The following is a 16,615-nucleotide window of genomic DNA, read 5'->3' on the forward strand; positions in this document are numbered from 1 at the left end:
GGTGTTCCTGATTGCTCCCGCCCCAACTCCTCTGGTGTAGAGGATTCACTCTTAAGGTCTTCCTTCTTGGCAGGCTCTATATTGGAATGATTAGTTATCACTTAGTACAGGGATTAATTTAAAAATCGATCAAGTTAATTCAGAGATTTCAATCAAGTTCTGATCTGGGTCTCGGACATATACGGAGTTAATTTTCTGTGTAGCGCCAGTACGAATCACCGGACCCTCAATGATGGGCCAGGCTTCGACTTTAAGCTTTTCAATCACTTGCTGTAGTGGGCAATCAGCAATAAAACAAAGATCTAAGGAGCCTGGAGTAGGAATGTCGGCCTTAGGCTCGAATTCCTTACCTTTGATATGTAGGTTGATCTTTTGATTGCCGAACTTAAAGGCTTTACGTTCAACAGGCGGAGTGCCCCCAATAAAAGATTCCAGCCTCATTCCAAGAACCCGGGTATAAAAATCCACACACTCGGCCTCCCTTGCGGTGGTGAGAACTAAGTGATCTAAATGGTCAATCATGCTTATCTTCTGATCTAGACTTTATTGAGCGCGGCGTAATTCATCAACATAATCTGGCTCAGGATGCAATGCGCTGGTAGTGCCGGCCTTTGCCACCTGCCCAGGAACCTCATGCCCCACAATCTTTGGTAGCTCTCTTGCCAGTTGTATTAACTTGGGAATATTCATGCCGGTGTCATAACCCATCGCATCAAGCATATGGATCGCATCCTCACTAGATATATTGCCGCTAGCTCCAGGCGCGTATGGGCATCCGCCCAGGCCACCTAGCGAACCATCAAAGCGAACAATGCCAGACTGTACTGCAGCTAAGACATTGGCTAAGCCCATGCCTCTGGTGTTGTGGAAGTGCAATGTCAGTTGTAGATTTGAGAATTGCTTCTGCAATGAGTCGCACATTCTCTTTACTTGATCAGGATTTGCCATGCCTGTGGTGTCGCAGATTGTTACACCTCTTACACCGAGGTCTGCAAAACGTTTTGTAAATCCTTCAACTACCGCCTGAGAAACCTCCCCTTCCATGGGGCAGCCAAAACTGGTGGATAAGGAAACATTAATAGGCGTTCTGCCATCAACATACTTAATTACTTCAGCCAATCCAGCAAAGCTCTTTTCTCGACCCATTCTTAGGTTCGCTAAGTTGTGAGTCTCTGAAGTCGACATCACGAGATTAAATTCATCAGCCTTCGATTCCAAAGCGCGCTCGGCACCTCTTAAATTGGGGACTAAGACGGTGCACTCCACTCCAGGTACGCGCTTAATACGTCCCATCACTTCCTCGGCATCGCGTAGCATCGGAATAGCCTTAGGCGAAGTAAATGAGGTCACCTCAATTTTGGCAAAGCCACACTCACTGAGCGTATCAACCAGCTTTACCTTATCGTCCGTTGGTACAAAGTTAGGCTCAATCTGAAAGCCATCCCGCATTACGACGTCATTGAAATAAATTCTGGTCATGGTTTTATCTTTATTTAGTAAATGCAATGCCGCGCTCTTTTAAAGAGGCGACCTGATCATCACTCAAACCAATGCTTTTGAGTATTTCATCGGTGTTCTGCCCAATATCTGGGGCAAGAGTCTTAATGGATCCCGGCGTACGCGATAACTTCGGAATCACACCCGGCACATCCAACTTCGTGCCATCTTGCATCTGAATTGTTTGTATATTTTCACGGGCTTTGTAGTGTGGATCGCTTGCGATATCAGCAACGGTATAAATTTTTCCAGCTGGTACAGATACAGAATCTAGCGCCTCCAATGCTTTGGCAGTACTCACTGTTTTAGCCCACTCACCTATAGCTTGATCAAGCTCAGCCACTCGTTTGACGCGACCATCATTGGTTTCCAGCTGGGGGTCATTACCTAAATCTTCGCGCCCAATCACTGTCATCAGGCGCTTGAAGATGCTATCGCCATTGCCGGCAACCAATACATAGCCACCATCAGCGCACTGGTAGGCGTTGGTTGGGGCAATACCAGGTAAGGCGCTACCAGCCGCTTGGCGCACCTCACCAAATGCGCTGTATTCAGGCAAAAGGCTTTCCATACAATTAAAGACTGCTTCATACAATGCAATATCAATAATCTGACCCTTGCCACTGTTATGACGCTCTTGAAGAGCTAGCAAGATACCAATCACACCATGCAAAGACGCTAAAGTGTCGCCGATGCTGATACCAACCCGCACCGGTACTCTGCCAGGTTCAGCAGTGAGATGTCGCAAACCGCCCATAGCTTCTGCAACCACACCAAATCCTGGCTTATCTCTGTATGGACCTGTCTGACCATAACCACTGATACGAAGAACAATTAATTTGGGATTAAGTTGAAGTAATTTTTCTGGATCAAGACCCCAGCCCTCCAATGTTCCAGGGCGAAAGTTTTCGATTAATACATCCGCCTCTTTTACCAGTGTCCTGACAATATCTTGAGCTTCCGCTTTTCTTAAATCCAGGGAAAGTGATTTCTTATTGCGTGACTGCACTTGCCACCAGACTGAAGTGCCATCTTTAAGAAGGCGCCACTTGCGCAATGCATCGCCCTCTTTGGGTGGTTCGATCTTGATAACATCAGCACCAAAATCAGCCAAGGTCTTAGCGGCAAATGGTCCAGCAATGAGTTGCCCCATCTCTACGACTTTTAACTTTGATAATGGCTCCATCAAATCCCCTGAAATATGCTTTTATGCCCTAAGTGGGTACTTTAAATCAATCAGCAATTGATCTAATAAAAGTCCATTTTCTTAGCCTAAAACACAGCTCTTTTTATGGTGGGGGTGACTCAATCTTTCCAGGTGGGATGTTTTTGCATCACTGAATCGAATAATTCAGATTCAAGCTGCTGATTGAGCCATTTTTTGACTGCGGGTATAGGGAGTTGCTCAAACCTTTTGGGATCCACCATTGAGAACTGCCTAATGAAAGGGAAGATGGCCACATCCACCCAAGTTAATCTGCTCCCCATGAGGTATTGGAAGTTTTGCAGCGCCTGCTCCATAGGAACCAACATGACTTGCAATGCTTCATCGAGAACTGCTTCTGGATCTAGCTCTGGGAATCGATTGGGGTATTTGTATTGATCCAATAGAGTCTTAAATGGGCCATCATTTTTTTCTATCCAAGCTTTGGCGACAGACCCATCTACATCCATCCACCCATGGGGGTCAGACTGTTGCAATGCCCAGTGAAGAATATCCAGACTTTGATCTATTACGAGATCATCCATCCGTAAAACGGGGACGGTTCCCTTGGGAGAGAGTTGCAACATTGATTGCGGTTTATTGCGCAACTCAATCTCTCGGTGTTCAACCTGAATACCCGCATACTTCAATGCCATGCGGGCTCTCATGGCATATGGGCATCTTCGATAAGAATATAAAGTGGGCGTCATGCAAGCACTTTACTCCCAGCAACTAATATGTCACTCGTTGCCAGCCACTTGGACAGGCTTGTGTCTGTGGATAGTACAGTCCATTTTCAGGGCAATAGGCAGCAGTTTGCGGTTGCGGAGGATAAACATATTGTGGTGTGTAATAAACGCGCGGAGGCCTGTAGTACGCATTGGCAACAGCCACTCCAGCCACAGCACCAACCGCAAAAGGCGCCCAACCGCCATATCCACCGTGCCACCTACCACCATGAGCGCTGGCTGAGCTAGCCATTCCCGCAAGCATGACACCTGTAAGCAAGCATATTAGTAACTTTTTCATATAGACCCCTATTCATAAAGGCTTTAAGGCCTTTCTTACATAACGGATCAACTTTCAGGTGGGTTGACGCTATCAAATTAAATACTTTCATAAGTATTAATAGGCAGGTCTTAAGGGAGTTTTTTCTTCCTACAAGCATCAGAGCAGTATTTAACTGATTCCCAATTTTTAGCCCAGGATTTTCTCCAAGTCATTTCTTTTTTGCAGACAACACAAATCTTACTTGGGAGAGCGCTTTTGTTTCCCTTAAACGTTGTCTTCATGAGTATTTTTATAGCGTGTCGAGCTGATTCAGAATCTTTTGGGCATGCAGCACAATTTCTTTTTGATCCTCATCACTAATTCTTTTGAGATTTGCCGTCATTAACTTAGTGCGTGGGCTAGATTCAAATTGAGCGCGATGTTTGATCAAGAAGTTCCAATACAAATTCGTTATGGGGCATGCCTCTTCTCCATAACGTACCTCAGGTTTGTATTTACATGAGCCGCAATAATTGCTCATGCGTTTGATATATGCCCCGCTGGCTATATAGGGCTTACTTGTAAACCGTCCGCCATTGGCAAATAAGGCCATCCCAGCAGTATTAGGCAACTCAACCCACTCAATCGCATCCACATAAATTGCCAGATACCACTCACACACTTCCTGAGGCAGTATTTCTGCAAGAAGAGCAAAGTTACCAGTCACCATTAAACGCTGAATATGGTGCGCATAACCATATTGCAATGTTTGGCCAATAGCATCTTGCATACAGGCCATTTTGGTCTGCCCAGTCCAATACCATTTTGGTAATGAGCGCTGATGTTGATAGAAGTTATCCTGCGCCATTTTTGGCATATCCAGGTAATACATGCCTCGGACAAATTCACGCCAGCCTAATATTTGCCGAATGAAGCCCTCGATTGTTGATAGATCTAAAGCATACTTTTTCCATGCAATGATGACCGCATCAATCACCTCGCGAGGATTTACTAGCTTTAGGTTTAATGCGCTCGACAAAATAGAGTGCCATCCAAAGGGGGTATCAGTCCACATAGCATCTTGATACACACCAAAATTTCTGAGGCGGTATTCGACAAAATACTCAAGAGCTTGGAGAGCCTGGTTTCTGGTAACAGGCCAGTTAAATGACTCCAGAGATCCAGGATGATCTGGGTAAGTCTTTGCAACGAATGCCAATACTTCTTTGGTAATCACATCCACTTCAAACGCCGCAGGAGCATCGATGATGCCAGGCCCCTTTTTCGGATAGGGCTTGCGATTATCTTGATCGAAGTTCCACTGACCACCCTCGGGGTTACCTTCAGCGTCTATCAACACATGGTGCTTCTTACGCATTAGGCGGTAAAAGTACTCCAGCCTGAGTTCTTTCTTATTTGCCGTCCACTCCACAAACTCTTGGCGCGAGCAATAGAAATGCTCATCCTCAAGCATCTCCAGCTCAATATTGAGCTCTTTTGCTAACGCCTCAATCACCTGCTTGAGACGCCATTCGCCGGGTTCGATACAAACTAAATGCTTTACCTTCTTTTGCAGAATATGCTCTTTGAGAACCTCGACAATAGGCAGAGGCGAGCCTTGAACGTAAGTCAGCGGGTATTCCAGCTTTTTCAGCTCAACTGCAAAGTGACGCATTGCCGAGAGAAATAAAGCAATTTTGGCTTTGTGTGACCAAACATACTGAGCCTCATTGGCCGACTCAATCATGATGATTTCATCTGCTTGAGGATCAAAGCCTCGTAATGCAGCGCTTTGCAAATCGAGCTGATCTCCTAAAATCAGAACTAAGCGCTTAGGCTCCGCGGTTTGCTGCTTCATTTATTTTTGTATTGAGTGGGGCAATAGGCTCGAGTCACATCTTCATTGCGTAAAGCACTATGTTTTGTGGCTCGTCCAGTTACCCGCTTGCGCCAAAGCTCAAAGGAGCTGCGTTTCAGCTCTTTACGCATAATGGCTATGACCTGGGGCTCACCCAGGCCGAAGGTTTTCTCAATCGCATCAAATGGCGTGCGATCCTCCCAAGCCATTTCAATAAGGCGAGATAAATCGGGTTCTGCGAGGGTCTTGGGGGCTGGTTTTGGCACTCTGCAAGTTTAAGACTTATTCAATAAACTAGCTTGAGCTCATGATTGGAAAAATTCGTCAAAAACTGATTTCTCAAGAGATTCCGGCCATACAAAAGCCGGCGGCAATCATTTGCCCTATCTGTGATCGACCCATCCCAGATTCCCAGAAGGATGCCCACCACCTCATCCCCAAATCTAAGGGCGGGAAGACAACCGAATACCTTCATCGCATTTGCCATAAGCAAATACATGCCTTGTTTACCGAATCTGAGTTAGCCCAGCAATATCATCATGCCCAGATCCTAAGAGAACATCCGGAGATGAAGAAATTTATTCAATGGGTCAAAGACAAGCCCAATTCTTTTTATGAAAAAACTCGTAAGAGCGCACGCTTGAAAGACTCTTATTAAGTATTCACTTTGCCCTATTTAAGTGCATTGAAGAGTTTAATTGACCTATTAGCGACTCAAGAACCTTTTTTAAAGGGCATTAAAGAGAGATCAATCTAAACCCCTCTTTGGTGCATGAGTTTTTGAACTTGTGCAAACCTAAATATCATTCTAATGATTGAAACTTAAGATACGTCATGCGTATAAAAATTACAAAAAGCTTGGTATTGCCGGCCCAAGTACTCGAGACCGAAAGCATCCCTGAAGCCCTGTTTCCTGAGGGAGATTATCTTGCCAACCTTACTCCCGATGGAAAGATTGAAGTGATCAATACACGGAAAATAAAAGCCCTTTTTTCCTTCTCGCAATTTAGAGAAAGAATCTCACTAGGTGAATTTATTGTGATGGAGGCTTAAGCTCGGATATCAGTGCGCCCAATCCAGGCTCACTACTACCGCGGTCATTGCAGCAACGGATTCAAATGCTTTTGAATTAACACCACTGATATCAATATCCTCCCAGTTGAACTCCATGGAGAAGTGGGCGGACTCGACGATAAGCTCATAACTAGTAGACGCCTTATTGCCCTCGCCCCCCTTTGGCTCATCACTTACAGGAACGCGTAAGGATTCGATGGCAGCAACTAATGTACTCGCCTCATTACCCGTTAACTCCCGGGTGCGCAGTACATCGTCCGTACGCTTAATAGAAATCTTGGAGACATCATCAATCGTCACCTCATATTGGTTAAGACCTAAATCTTCCCACACAGTTAATTCCAAAGCAATCGGATATGTTTTCATCAATCTACCTCGTCAACATGGGGTTCGTCAAAATGCGTCTTGGGAGGCCGAAGCTTTACTGCCAGCTGAGTCCATTTACTTTGATGGATTCGGTAATCGCAATGCTCAGCGTGATTCTCTAGTAAGCCAAAAATGATGGTGGTTGGGATTTTGCAATGAAGACAGCGGTAAGCATGTTGATGCTCTTCAATCTTCTCCTGGGGATAGTCGATATAAAACAGCTTCATTTGAGCCCCCTTTTTTCATACCTAGGTCAAGTTAATAAAACCATCTTACACCTGAGCTTTAATAAAGTGGGACTCATTTCAGGGCTAAACCTAACCCTCAAGCTCACCCTCCCATTTAGAGATCACGGCCGTTGCCAAGCCATTACCCAATACATTGGTTGCTGAACGCGCCATATCTAAGAAGTGATCTACCCCAAGGATCAATAGGACGCCCGCTTCTGGCAAGTTAAATTGGGATAGGGTTGCAGCAATAACCACTAATGAGGCTCGCGGTACACCAGCTATCCCCTTTGAGGTGATCATTAACACTAGCAACATTAAGAGCTGCTGACTGAGCTCCATCTCAATACCGTATACCTGCGCAATAAAGATTGCAGCAAACGTGCAATACATCATCGACCCATCTAAGTTAAAGGAATATCCCACCGGCAAAACAAAAGAAGCAATTTTGTTTTTACAGCCAAAGCGCTCTACTCTTTCCAGAGTCATTGGATAGGCCGCCTCTGAACTCGCAGTCGTAAACGCAAGTAAAGCAGGTTCACGTAACATCTTCACCAAAGTCCAAGTGCGATTTTTTAATACTAAGGAGCTAATCAGAATAATGACAATCCATAAGGTGAAGATGGCAGCATAAAAACTGAGCATGAATTTCCCATAGGTCATCAATATGCTGACGCCATTCTCAGCAATGACCGCAGACACTGCCGAGAAGACAGCGATAGGAGCCATTTTCATCACTGCAGTCGTAATCTTGAGCATGATGTGGGAGAGCATATCCAAATTACGAATGAACTCATCTGCTCTAGCCCCCATGCCTGCTGCGCCAACGCCAAAGAAAACAGCAAAAACCACAATCTGCAAGATCTCGTTTTTAGCCATCGCATCAAAGATACTGATCGGAAAAATATGTCTCACAAAATCTGGAAAATTTAAGCTGGCTTTATTTAATCCTGTATTAGCTGCAATCTCTGGCAGAGTTAATTCCACACCAATACCTGGTTGCAAAATGTTGACCATTACCAAGCCAAGCAATAAAGAAACCAGCGACATGGAAATAAACCAAGAGAATGTTTTTAAACCCACTCTACCGATAGTCGAGGCATCACCCATTTTCGCGATGCCAACAACCAAGGTAGCAAATACCAAGGGGGCAATGATCATCTTGATCAAACGCAAAAAGACATCCGTCAAGATTGAGATGTAAAGAACATACTGATCAGGGAGCGAAGTTCCTGCGCCGTACAAGTTGACGAGATAGCCAACCAAGACACCCAAGACCATTGCCCCCAGAATAAAGTTGGTTAGCTTTTTAGAATTCATGGATGGCCTAATAAATGAGGGAACAGGAAGATTCTAACCATCTTTAAGCTCCTCAGGGTGTCAACTTAGAATGAAGAAACCTGTATCCGTCGATAATCATCAACTAAACATACTTTAGAGAAAATAAATATGCTCCCTTGTATTGAATTGGAAACCAACCCGAATCCAACAGCCGCTGTGATCTGGTTGCATGGCCTTGGAGCCGATGGCAATGATTTTGTACCCATCATCCCCGAATTAAACCTAGCGGGATGCCCAGGGATTCGCTTTGTGTTTCCCAGCGCCCCAAGCATGCCCGTCACCGTCAATGGCGGCTACGTCATGCCAGCCTGGTATGACATCATTGGCAGAAACCTGATGGATCAGGAAGATGCTGCAGGCATTCAAAAATCAGCAGCGGCGATTGTTCAGTTAATCGAAAAAGAAGCTGAGCGCGGGATTGCCTATGACAAGATTGTTTTGGCTGGCTTTTCTCAAGGGTGTGCAATGGCCTTGCATATTGGCTTACGTTTTCCACACAGACTTGCCGGCATTATTGCCCTGTCAGGCTACCTACCCTTAGCAATGACTGCCAATATTGAAAAGCATGCGGCCAATGCCAAGACGCCGATCTTTATGGCACATGGCACTTATGATCCCGTGGTTGCCCTTGATCGCGCCCAAGCATCGCATGCTTTGCTAGAGCAAATGGGATTCCAAGTTGACTGGAATGAGTACCCTATGGAGCACTCCGTTAATCATGAAGAGCTCGTGGATATCTCGCGCTTCTTACACGAAGTATTAGCGACTAAATAAGTCCATCCGCTATTAACTTAATGCTGGCAATCAGTAAAAAGAATCTCACTGTTCGGTAATACCATTTCATTGAGATTCTTTTAGCTAAGTAAAAGCCAAAGTAGACACCTACTGGTGCGCAAGGTAACAAGATGATTGAGGTTGCTAATTGCTTGTAATTTAATAGATCTAAATAGGCATAAGGCCCCAGCTTCCCAAAATTCATGACCGTGAAGAAGACTCCTAAGGTCGAGGTGTAAACCATTGGCAAGAGCTTTTCTCTGAGCATGTACACCGTAATCGGTGGCCCACCAATATGTGCAACAAAGGAAGTAAAGCCAGACGTCAACCCCATGGCTCGCCCAAGCCAGGGATAGGACTTTGTCTCCTTAGCCTCTATGCGAGACATAGCAAGATTCTGAATCAAAAAGAGGAGGGTAAAAATGCCAATCGACAGCGTCAATACTTGAGGCGTGATGGCAGTAAAGAAAATCATTCCCAATAGAAGGCCTGCTATGGCTGGCGGAATAACAATCTTCAGAATGTCCCAGTTCGCATTCTGAATGTATCGACGCAAGCCCACTAAATCAATCACAATTAAGAGCGGCAACATAATTGCTAAAGCTTCATTAATTGGAGCCTGGCTAGCCATCAAAGGTAGTGAGAGGGTACCAAGCCCGGCACCAAAGCCGCTTTTAGATATACCTAGAATGGTGACGCTGATGACCGCACATACAAAAAAAGCAAGTGAGTGTGCGTGAAAAGATTGCACGAGGGAGGCAAAGAGTAAATCAAGCATCCAGCGATCTTACCAAGCTATGAATAGGTAGGCAGCGGCCACGGCCATAAAGCCTGTGGCTAGCCATCCGAAAATCCTCATGCTCAAAGAGGCGACATGAGCCCCCATCACTGACTGTTTTGATGACAAAACCATAATGGCTACCATGAGTGGTACAGCGACAATCCCATTGATTACCGCACTCCAAAACAAGGCTTTCATGGGGCTAATGGGTGAGTATTGAATCGCTAGAGCAATTAACACGCTTAAGGCGATGATGGCGTAAAACTTGCTTGCTTGAGCAGCGCTATCTTCCAAGCTAGAGCGCCAGCCAAATACTTCTGACAAAGCATAGGCAGCCGAACCAGTAAGAACGGGTACACCCATCAGCCCGACGCCCAAGATCCCTAGTGCAAAAAGTAAAAAAGTAAATTCTCCCGCGAGAGGCCTTAGTGCTGATGCAGCTTGAGCAGCAGTATTGATATCGCGTATGCCTGCAGCATGAAGAGTGACTGCTGTAGCGAGAATAATGCAGTACGCAGCCACATTGGAGTACAGCATACCGCTCCATGTATCCCAATGAATTCTTCTGAGCTCTGCAGTGACCACCTCGGGATTTTTCTGCTCAAGCAGACTGGGCTGACCATGCAAGTTCATGTCCTCTACTTCCTGGGAGGATTGCCAAAAAAATAAATAGGGGCTGATAGTAGTGCCAAAGATTCCAACTACTACTGCAGCCGAATCTGCACTCCAGGTCAACTGAGGGAAGAAGGTACTCCAGATCACATCACCCCAAGGAATATGCACCGTAAAAAGGACGGCGCCATATGCCAGTAGGGAAAGTGATAACCACTTCAAAAAGAAAACATAGTGGCGATAAGGAATCAGTATCTGCAAAACCAAAGTCAACAATACAAAGATACCGGTCATGATGTGCCAATTAACACCCGTAACCAACTGTGCCACCTCACCCATCGCGGCAATATCTGCAGCGATATTGAGAACATTGGCAATCAATAGCAGCAACACTAGAGCAACCAATACAACCGGCGGAAAAGCCAACTTCATATTGGCGGATAAACCACGACCAGTCACCCTACCGATACGAGCGCATAAGACTTGAATTGTCGACATCAAAGGATATGCAAAGGGCATTGTCCAAAGCATATTTAAACCAAATTGCGCACCCGCTTGAGAATAAGTGACGATCCCACTTGGATCATCATCCGCTACACCCGTCACCAATCCCGGACCTACTCGAGATAAAGGATGCTGCTTAATGCGGACCCAGATTTCCGAGAGATTCATATGGGTTGCGGTGAAAATATCATCCTTTGAGTGTAGTCTTTAATAGAGAGCTCAGGAGGATCCACTCAAAAGAAAAGGGCTCATATAGAGCCCTTACGCTGATTGATTTAACTCTCAAAGTTTCTTACTAAAACTATATTGAGCAAATGCTTGCTCGGCCACATTAAACCACTGCGCCTCCATGTTTCTAAATGCACGGTAGTCCTCAAAAATCTTTTTGAATTGCGGATTCTTGGCAGACTCCTCTGCATACGTTTCTTGGCTTGCTTTAAAGCACGCATCTAGGATAGAAGTGTTGAACTTGCGAAGTACGGCGCCGTTTTGCAGGAGGCGTTGTAATGCAGGCGGATTGAGCGCATCGTACTTTGCGCACATATCGGTATGGGCTTCGAAACAAGCTGCCTCCCATGCTGCCTGATAGGCAGGCGGCAAAGAATCCCACTGCTTTTTATTTACCAAGAAAGAAAGTCCGGCCGCACCCTCCCAGAAAGCTGGGTAATAGTAATTCTTGGCAACCTTTGCCAGGCCTAGCTTTTCATCGTCATAGGGTCCAACAAATTCAGCAGCATCAATCGTGCCTTTTTCTAAAGCCGAATAAATCTCACCGGCCGGAAGCTGTTGTGGCACTACACCGAGTTTTGCAAGCACCTGCCCTGCAAATCCAGCGATACGGAATTTCAGGCCCTTCAGGTCTTCTGGTGATTTAATTTCTTTTCGAAACCAGCCACCCATTTGCGTACCAGTTTGACCGCCTAAGAAATTCACAATGTTGTAACTGGCATAGAGTTCACGCATTAACTTCATACCATTGCCATACAGCATCCAAGCGGATTGTTGGCGTGCGGTCAAACCAAATGGTGCAGCGGTATCGAATATGAAAGCACTGTTTTTACCAAGGTAGTAATAACTTGCCGTATGTCCACACTCTACGGTGCCATTTTGTACAGCATCCAATACCTGAAGCGCTGGAACCACTTCACCAGCTGCAAATACCTTAACGTTAAATTTTCCGTCAGTAGCTTTACGCAAAGCGTTAGCAAATACTTCAGGCGTACCAAATAAAGTATCTAATGATTTAGGGAAGCTCGAAACCAAACGCCAATTCAGAGTTGGCAAGCTTTGTGCAAGCGATGGCGCTGCTAAGGCCGCAGCTCCAGCACCAATTGTGGCTTTCTTTAAAAATGAACGTCTTTGCATTTCCGTCACCCCTTTTAAAAATAATGAAGTTTTATATTGATACTATTTTTAGAGTCCGTATTGATTGTCTTGCTTTATTTTCCACCAACCGTCATTGAGCCCAGTAAGATTGATCCCGTCTCTTTAGTGCCACGAATGAGGGTATCACTGCCAATTAACTGAATATCCATCAGCATATCGCGTAGATTACCAGCGATAGTAACCTCTTCAACAGGGTATTGAATAACTCCATTCTCAACCCAGTAACCAAATGCGCCTCGTGAATAATCACCCGTCACGTAATTGACACCCTGCCCCATTAATTCTGTCACCAATAAACCTGTGCCCATTTCTTTCAATAGTGCAGGTAAGCCACCCTTAGGCGTTTTCTTACTTTGTAAAGTCAGGTGATGCGATCCACCAGCATTACCGGTGGTTTTCATACCCAACTTGCGCGCAGAATAAGTCGATAAAAAATAGCCTTCGAGTATTCCTTTATCTACAACTGTTCTAGCAGAAGTTTTTACGCCCTCCTCATCAAATGGTGCACTACCCGTCATTGACTTTAGATGCGGATCTTCAAACAAGCTGATATGTTTTGGCAACACTTGCTTACCCAGGCTATCGAGTAGAAAGCTGGAGCGGCGATACAAAGCGCCGCCTGAAACAGCTTGTACCAGGCCCCCCAATAAACCCGCAGCGAGCGGCGCCTCAAAGATCACCGGGCAACGTCGAGTTGTCAAAGATCTAGCCTTGAGTCTTGACAAGGCTCTCTGAGCCGCATACGTTCCGATTGCAGCAGGATCGGCCAACTCCTCAGGAATACGGGAGCTAGAGTACCAATCGTCACGTTGCATGTGAGCCTTCTTGCCACCTTCGCTAGCGATTGGCGCACAAGAAATATAGTGACGAGAAAAAGGATAGCCGCCCATAAATCCATGTGACGTTCCCATCATGAAATGCGCATGGTGCGCGGATACCGATGCGCCATCACTATTTTGAATTTGTTTGCTCACTGAAAATGCCGCACCCTCAGCACTACGTGCTATTTCTACGGCAGCAGCTGCATCAATATTCCATGGATGAAACAAATCTAAATCCAACGGATTTTTTTCTAAGAGCTCAGCCTCAGCAGGACCCGCACATAAATCCTCTGCCGTGTGTTGTGCGATGTGATAGGCAGCATCTACTGTTGCCTTTAATGATGCTTTAGAGAAATCGCTAGTGCTGGCGTTACCGCGGTGATGACCCAAAAATACGGTGACCCCCACTTGCTTATCCAGACTTTGCTCGATAGTCTCGACCTCACCCTTGCGAACGGTAACGGAGAGGCCCTGACCCTCTGAAATCTCCGCTACGGCATCTGAGGCGCCCCTTCTTTTGGCCTCTTTAAGCATGAAATCGATGATTTCTTGAAACTGGTTGGATGTGTATGTAAACATACCCTAATAATAGCTAGAATAGAAACATGAAGCATACAGAAGCCCTGAAACGAAACAGCCCTAACGAGGTCAAAATTGGCCTCATATCCATCTCGGATCGCGCCAGTAAGGGCGTCTATCAGGATGAAGGCATCCCTGCCCTACAAACCTGGCTTATTAAGGCCATGAGCAATCCCTGTGTTTTTCATGAACGGCTCATTGCCGATGAGTCTGAAAGCATCACCGAGACGATTGTTGAACTAGTAGATGAGCTAGGCTGCGATCTAGTGCTCACCACAGGCGGTACTGGCCCCTCTAGAAGAGATGTCACCCCTGAGGCTACCCGTGAAGCCGGCACTCGTGAGATGCCTGGTTTTGGCGAACAAATGCGGCAGATTAGCTTAAGTTTTGTACCGACTGCCATTCTCTCTAGACAGACAGCCGTCCTCAGAGAAATTGATAGTCATGCCGCCCTGGTCATTAACCTGCCCGGACAACCTAAGGCAATTGCAGAAACGCTTGAAGGCCTCAAGGATGAAAACGGTAAATCGATTGTTCCTGGCATCTTTGCAGCAGTGCCTTACTGCATTGATTTAATTGGCGGCCCGTATATCGAAACTGACGAAACCGTCATTAAAGTCTTTAGACCAAAAAGTGCTCTTAAGAAAACCGGGGCTTGATTCGCTAACCATCAATAAAAAGGTCCGCATTGCGGACCTTTTCTTTTGTCACTCCCATCAAGGCATCCGCCAAATCACTGAGGTAAAGGCACAATAAACTTCTCGCGGTAATACTTCAGCTCTTCGATAGACTCTTCTATATCTGCTAATGCTGTATGCGCCTGGTTCTTTGTGAAGCCTTTCACCAACTCAGGATGCCAACGTTTACAGAGCTCTTTCAAAGTAGAAACATCAATATTTCGATAATGAAAGTAAGCCTCTAACTTTGGCATGTACTTCGCCATAAAGCGTCTGTCTTGCCCAATCGTATTGCCACACATTGGAGCAATACCAGCCTTAATATATTTTTTCAAAAAGGCAATGCATTCCGCCTCCGCTGTTGCCTCATTTAGAGTGGATGCCTTCACTTTATCGATCAAACCAGATCGCCCATGCGTACCTTTATTCCAGGCATCCATTGCATCCAAAACGGCATCCTCCTGATGTACTACCCAGACTGGGGCTGTGGCAATAGTATTGAGGTGGGCGTCCGTCACGATGATGGCAATTTCCAGAATCCGTTCGGTTTCCGGGTTTAGGCCTGACATCTCCATATCCACCCAAATCAGGTGTTCATTCGCTGGCGCTGCCTTGGATGCTGGTGTGGCTGTAGTGTTAGTTTGCTCGCTCATATCTATAATGATCTCATGACATTCACAATTGTTTTTCTAATTGCCTTTATTGCTAGCTTTGGCTTACGCCATTGGCTCTCCCAACGTCAAATTCGCTATGTGGCACAGCATCGCAATGCCGTCCCCGCAGATTTCGCTGAAAAAGTGACTTTAGCTGAACATCAAAAAGCAGCTGACTACACCATCGCTAAATTACGCCTTGGTATTTTAGAGAATGGGGTCAGCGCTATCATTTTAATTGGCTTCACCCTATTAGGTGGCCTACAGATTCTGAACCTAGCATTACTGCAATTTTTGGGCGAAGGCATTGCTCAACAAATTACCCTGCTGGTTTCCATCGTGATCATTTCTGGCGTGATTGATATGCCTTTCTCTTGGTACAAGCAGTTCCATTTAGAGGAACGCTTTGGCTTTAACCGCATGGGTAAAAAACTATTCTTCACGGATATGATTAAAGGAATGGCAGTAGGCGGCGCCATTGGTATTCCATTACTTTGGGTCATCCTGACCTTAATGTCTAAGGCTGGTGATTTATGGTGGCTTTGGGCATGGGCAGTATTGACAGCATTTAGCTTGCTCATGCAGTGGATCTTCCCCACTTTTATCGCACCCCTCTTCAATAAGTTTCAAGCCTTAGAGGATGGGCCTTTAAAAACACAGATTGAAGCACTACTAAAACGCTGCGACTTTGCGAGCCAGGGCCTATTTGTGATGGATGGCAGTAAACGTAGCGCTCACGGCAATGCATTCTTTGCCGGCATGGGTAAAGCCAAGCGCATCGTATTTTTTGACACCTTGATTGAAAAGCTTAATCCGGGCGAGGTAGAGGCGGTTCTCGCACATGAGCTTGGCCATTTCAAATGCAAACATATTCGTAAACGTCTCTTGGTCTCATTCGCTCTCAGTTTTGCGATGTTTGCTCTATTGGGTTGGATCAGCACCAAAGTCTGGTTCTACACTGACTTAGGCGTGATGCCTAGCCTCAATGGTTATAACGGTGGCCTTGCATTGGCACTCTTTATGCTGGTCTCTCCTGTATTTAGTTTTTTCTTCACACCACTTTCTAGCCTAGCCTCTCGTAAGCATGAGTACGAAGCGGACGGATTTGCTGCCGAGAAATCTTCTGCAAAAGATTTAATCGCGGCACTAGTGAAGTTGTATCAAGATAACGCCTCAACCCTCACGCCTGATCCGATCTATACCGCTTTTTATAGCTCACATCCGCCTGCGCCCTTGCGCATTGCTAACTTACAGCGATTTAGCTCATAAGG

General features: G+C 45.7%; 21 protein-coding genes. 5 read left to right on the top strand and 16 right to left on the bottom strand.

Annotated elements, in window-relative coordinates; translation table 11 throughout:
- Window positions 1-129: 129 nt before the first annotated feature.
- The 8 genes from ICV90_RS07265 to ICV90_RS07300 form a co-directional block, all read right to left on the bottom strand.
- Window positions 130-522: a VOC family protein gene (locus tag ICV90_RS07265; RefSeq protein ID WP_215357763.1), complete on the bottom strand. Its 393-nt coding sequence runs from the start codon at window positions 520-522 to the stop codon at window positions 130-132.
- A 21-nt stretch (window positions 523-543) separates the two neighbouring features.
- The gene (locus tag ICV90_RS07270; RefSeq protein WP_215357765.1) at window positions 544-1,479 is read right to left on the bottom strand and encodes a hydroxymethylglutaryl-CoA lyase; all 936 of its coding nucleotides are present in this window, start codon (window positions 1,477-1,479) and stop codon (window positions 544-546) included.
- A gap of 10 nt (window positions 1,480-1,489) precedes the next feature.
- Entirely contained in the window at window positions 1,490-2,683 is a 1,194-nt protein-coding gene (locus tag ICV90_RS07275; protein ID WP_215357767.1) for a CaiB/BaiF CoA-transferase family protein, read from the bottom strand.
- A 119-nt stretch (window positions 2,684-2,802) separates the two neighbouring features.
- On the bottom strand, window positions 2,803-3,411 hold the full coding sequence (locus ICV90_RS07280; RefSeq protein WP_215357775.1) for a glutathione S-transferase: 609 nt from the start codon (window positions 3,409-3,411) through the stop codon (window positions 2,803-2,805).
- Window positions 3,412-3,433: 22 nt separating this feature from the next.
- Window positions 3,434-3,730: a hypothetical protein gene (locus ICV90_RS07285; protein ID WP_215357777.1), complete on the bottom strand. Its 297-nt coding sequence runs from the start codon at window positions 3,728-3,730 to the stop codon at window positions 3,434-3,436.
- Window positions 3,731-3,840: 110 nt separating this feature from the next.
- Complete coding sequence (locus tag ICV90_RS07290; RefSeq protein ID WP_215357779.1) at window positions 3,841-3,993, bottom strand: DUF2256 domain-containing protein; 153 nt, start codon at window positions 3,991-3,993, stop codon at window positions 3,841-3,843.
- Window positions 3,994-4,001: 8 nt separating this feature from the next.
- Entirely contained in the window at window positions 4,002-5,549 is a 1,548-nt protein-coding gene (locus ICV90_RS07295; RefSeq protein ID WP_215357781.1) for a cryptochrome/photolyase family protein, read from the bottom strand.
- The gene (locus ICV90_RS07300; RefSeq protein WP_215357783.1) at window positions 5,546-5,815 is read right to left on the bottom strand and encodes a TIGR03643 family protein; all 270 of its coding nucleotides are present in this window, start codon (window positions 5,813-5,815) and stop codon (window positions 5,546-5,548) included. Before ICV90_RS07300 ends, ICV90_RS07295 begins: the two co-directional genes overlap by 4 nt.
- Before the next feature lie 41 nt (window positions 5,816-5,856).
- On the opposite strand from ICV90_RS07300, the gene ICV90_RS07305 reads away from it, so the two are divergent.
- Window positions 5,857-6,207 carry an HNH endonuclease gene (locus tag ICV90_RS07305; protein ID WP_215357785.1) on the top strand — a complete coding sequence of 117 codons (351 nt, stop codon included), beginning with the start codon at window positions 5,857-5,859 and terminating at the stop codon, window positions 6,205-6,207.
- A gap of 176 nt (window positions 6,208-6,383) precedes the next feature.
- Window positions 6,384-6,602 (top strand): hypothetical protein, encoded by a 219-nt coding sequence (locus ICV90_RS07310; protein WP_215357787.1) that lies wholly within the window; start codon window positions 6,384-6,386, stop codon window positions 6,600-6,602.
- Between the two features lie 9 nt (window positions 6,603-6,611).
- On the opposite strand, the gene ICV90_RS07315 is transcribed toward ICV90_RS07310, so the two are convergent.
- From ICV90_RS07315 to ICV90_RS07325, 3 genes are all read right to left on the bottom strand, one after another.
- Window positions 6,612-6,989 carry a hypothetical protein gene (locus ICV90_RS07315; protein WP_215357794.1) on the bottom strand — a complete coding sequence of 126 codons (378 nt, stop codon included), beginning with the start codon at window positions 6,987-6,989 and terminating at the stop codon, window positions 6,612-6,614.
- Complete coding sequence (locus ICV90_RS07320; RefSeq protein ID WP_215357796.1) at window positions 6,989-7,216, bottom strand: hypothetical protein; 228 nt, start codon at window positions 7,214-7,216, stop codon at window positions 6,989-6,991. Before ICV90_RS07320 ends, ICV90_RS07315 begins: the two co-directional genes overlap by 1 nt.
- Before the next feature lie 90 nt (window positions 7,217-7,306).
- Complete coding sequence (locus tag ICV90_RS07325; protein WP_215357798.1) at window positions 7,307-8,536, bottom strand: dicarboxylate/amino acid:cation symporter; 1,230 nt, start codon at window positions 8,534-8,536, stop codon at window positions 7,307-7,309.
- A 129-nt stretch (window positions 8,537-8,665) separates the two neighbouring features.
- Here ICV90_RS07325 and ICV90_RS07330 point away from each other — a divergent pair, with 129 nt between their 5' ends.
- A complete protein-coding gene (locus tag ICV90_RS07330) occupies window positions 8,666-9,331 on the top strand; it encodes an alpha/beta hydrolase (RefSeq protein WP_215357818.1) in 666 nt (221 codons plus the stop codon).
- Here the strand turns inward: ICV90_RS07330 and ICV90_RS07335 are convergent.
- The 4 genes from ICV90_RS07335 to pmbA all read right to left on the bottom strand — a co-directional run bounded on the left by ICV90_RS07335 (window position 9,324) and on the right by pmbA (window position 14,014).
- Entirely contained in the window at window positions 9,324-10,109 is a 786-nt protein-coding gene (locus ICV90_RS07335) for a sulfite exporter TauE/SafE family protein (protein WP_215357825.1), read from the bottom strand. The genes ICV90_RS07330 and ICV90_RS07335 overlap by 8 nt on opposite strands.
- A 9-nt stretch (window positions 10,110-10,118) precedes the next feature.
- Window positions 10,119-11,396, bottom strand: coding sequence for an NRAMP family divalent metal transporter (locus tag ICV90_RS07340; protein WP_215357827.1), 1,278 nt, complete (start codon window positions 11,394-11,396; stop codon window positions 10,119-10,121).
- Between the two features lie 114 nt (window positions 11,397-11,510).
- A complete protein-coding gene (locus ICV90_RS07345; protein ID WP_215357829.1) occupies window positions 11,511-12,593 on the bottom strand; it encodes a TRAP transporter substrate-binding protein in 1,083 nt (360 codons plus the stop codon).
- 74 nt (window positions 12,594-12,667) lie between these two features.
- Window positions 12,668-14,014 (bottom strand): metalloprotease PmbA, encoded by a 1,347-nt coding sequence (pmbA, locus tag ICV90_RS07350; RefSeq protein WP_215357831.1) that lies wholly within the window; start codon window positions 14,012-14,014, stop codon window positions 12,668-12,670.
- Between the two features lie 26 nt (window positions 14,015-14,040).
- Between pmbA and mog the strand changes: the two genes are divergently transcribed.
- Window positions 14,041-14,673 (top strand): molybdopterin adenylyltransferase, encoded by a 633-nt coding sequence (mog, locus tag ICV90_RS07355; RefSeq protein ID WP_215357839.1) that lies wholly within the window; start codon window positions 14,041-14,043, stop codon window positions 14,671-14,673.
- 74 nt (window positions 14,674-14,747) lie between these two features.
- Here the strand turns inward: mog and orn are convergent, their stop codons facing one another.
- A complete protein-coding gene (gene orn, locus ICV90_RS07360; RefSeq protein WP_215357841.1) occupies window positions 14,748-15,344 on the bottom strand; it encodes an oligoribonuclease in 597 nt (198 codons plus the stop codon).
- Window positions 15,345-15,359: 15 nt separating this feature from the next.
- On the opposite strand from orn, the gene ICV90_RS07365 reads away from it, so the two are divergent.
- Window positions 15,360-16,613 carry a M48 family metallopeptidase gene (locus tag ICV90_RS07365; protein ID WP_215357843.1) on the top strand — a complete coding sequence of 418 codons (1,254 nt, stop codon included), beginning with the start codon at window positions 15,360-15,362 and terminating at the stop codon, window positions 16,611-16,613.
- Window positions 16,614-16,615 lie beyond the last annotated feature (2 nt).

The organism is Polynucleobacter sp. JS-JIR-II-b4 (genome assembly GCF_018687815.1).
GTDB lineage: Bacteria > Pseudomonadota > Gammaproteobacteria > Burkholderiales > Burkholderiaceae > Polynucleobacter.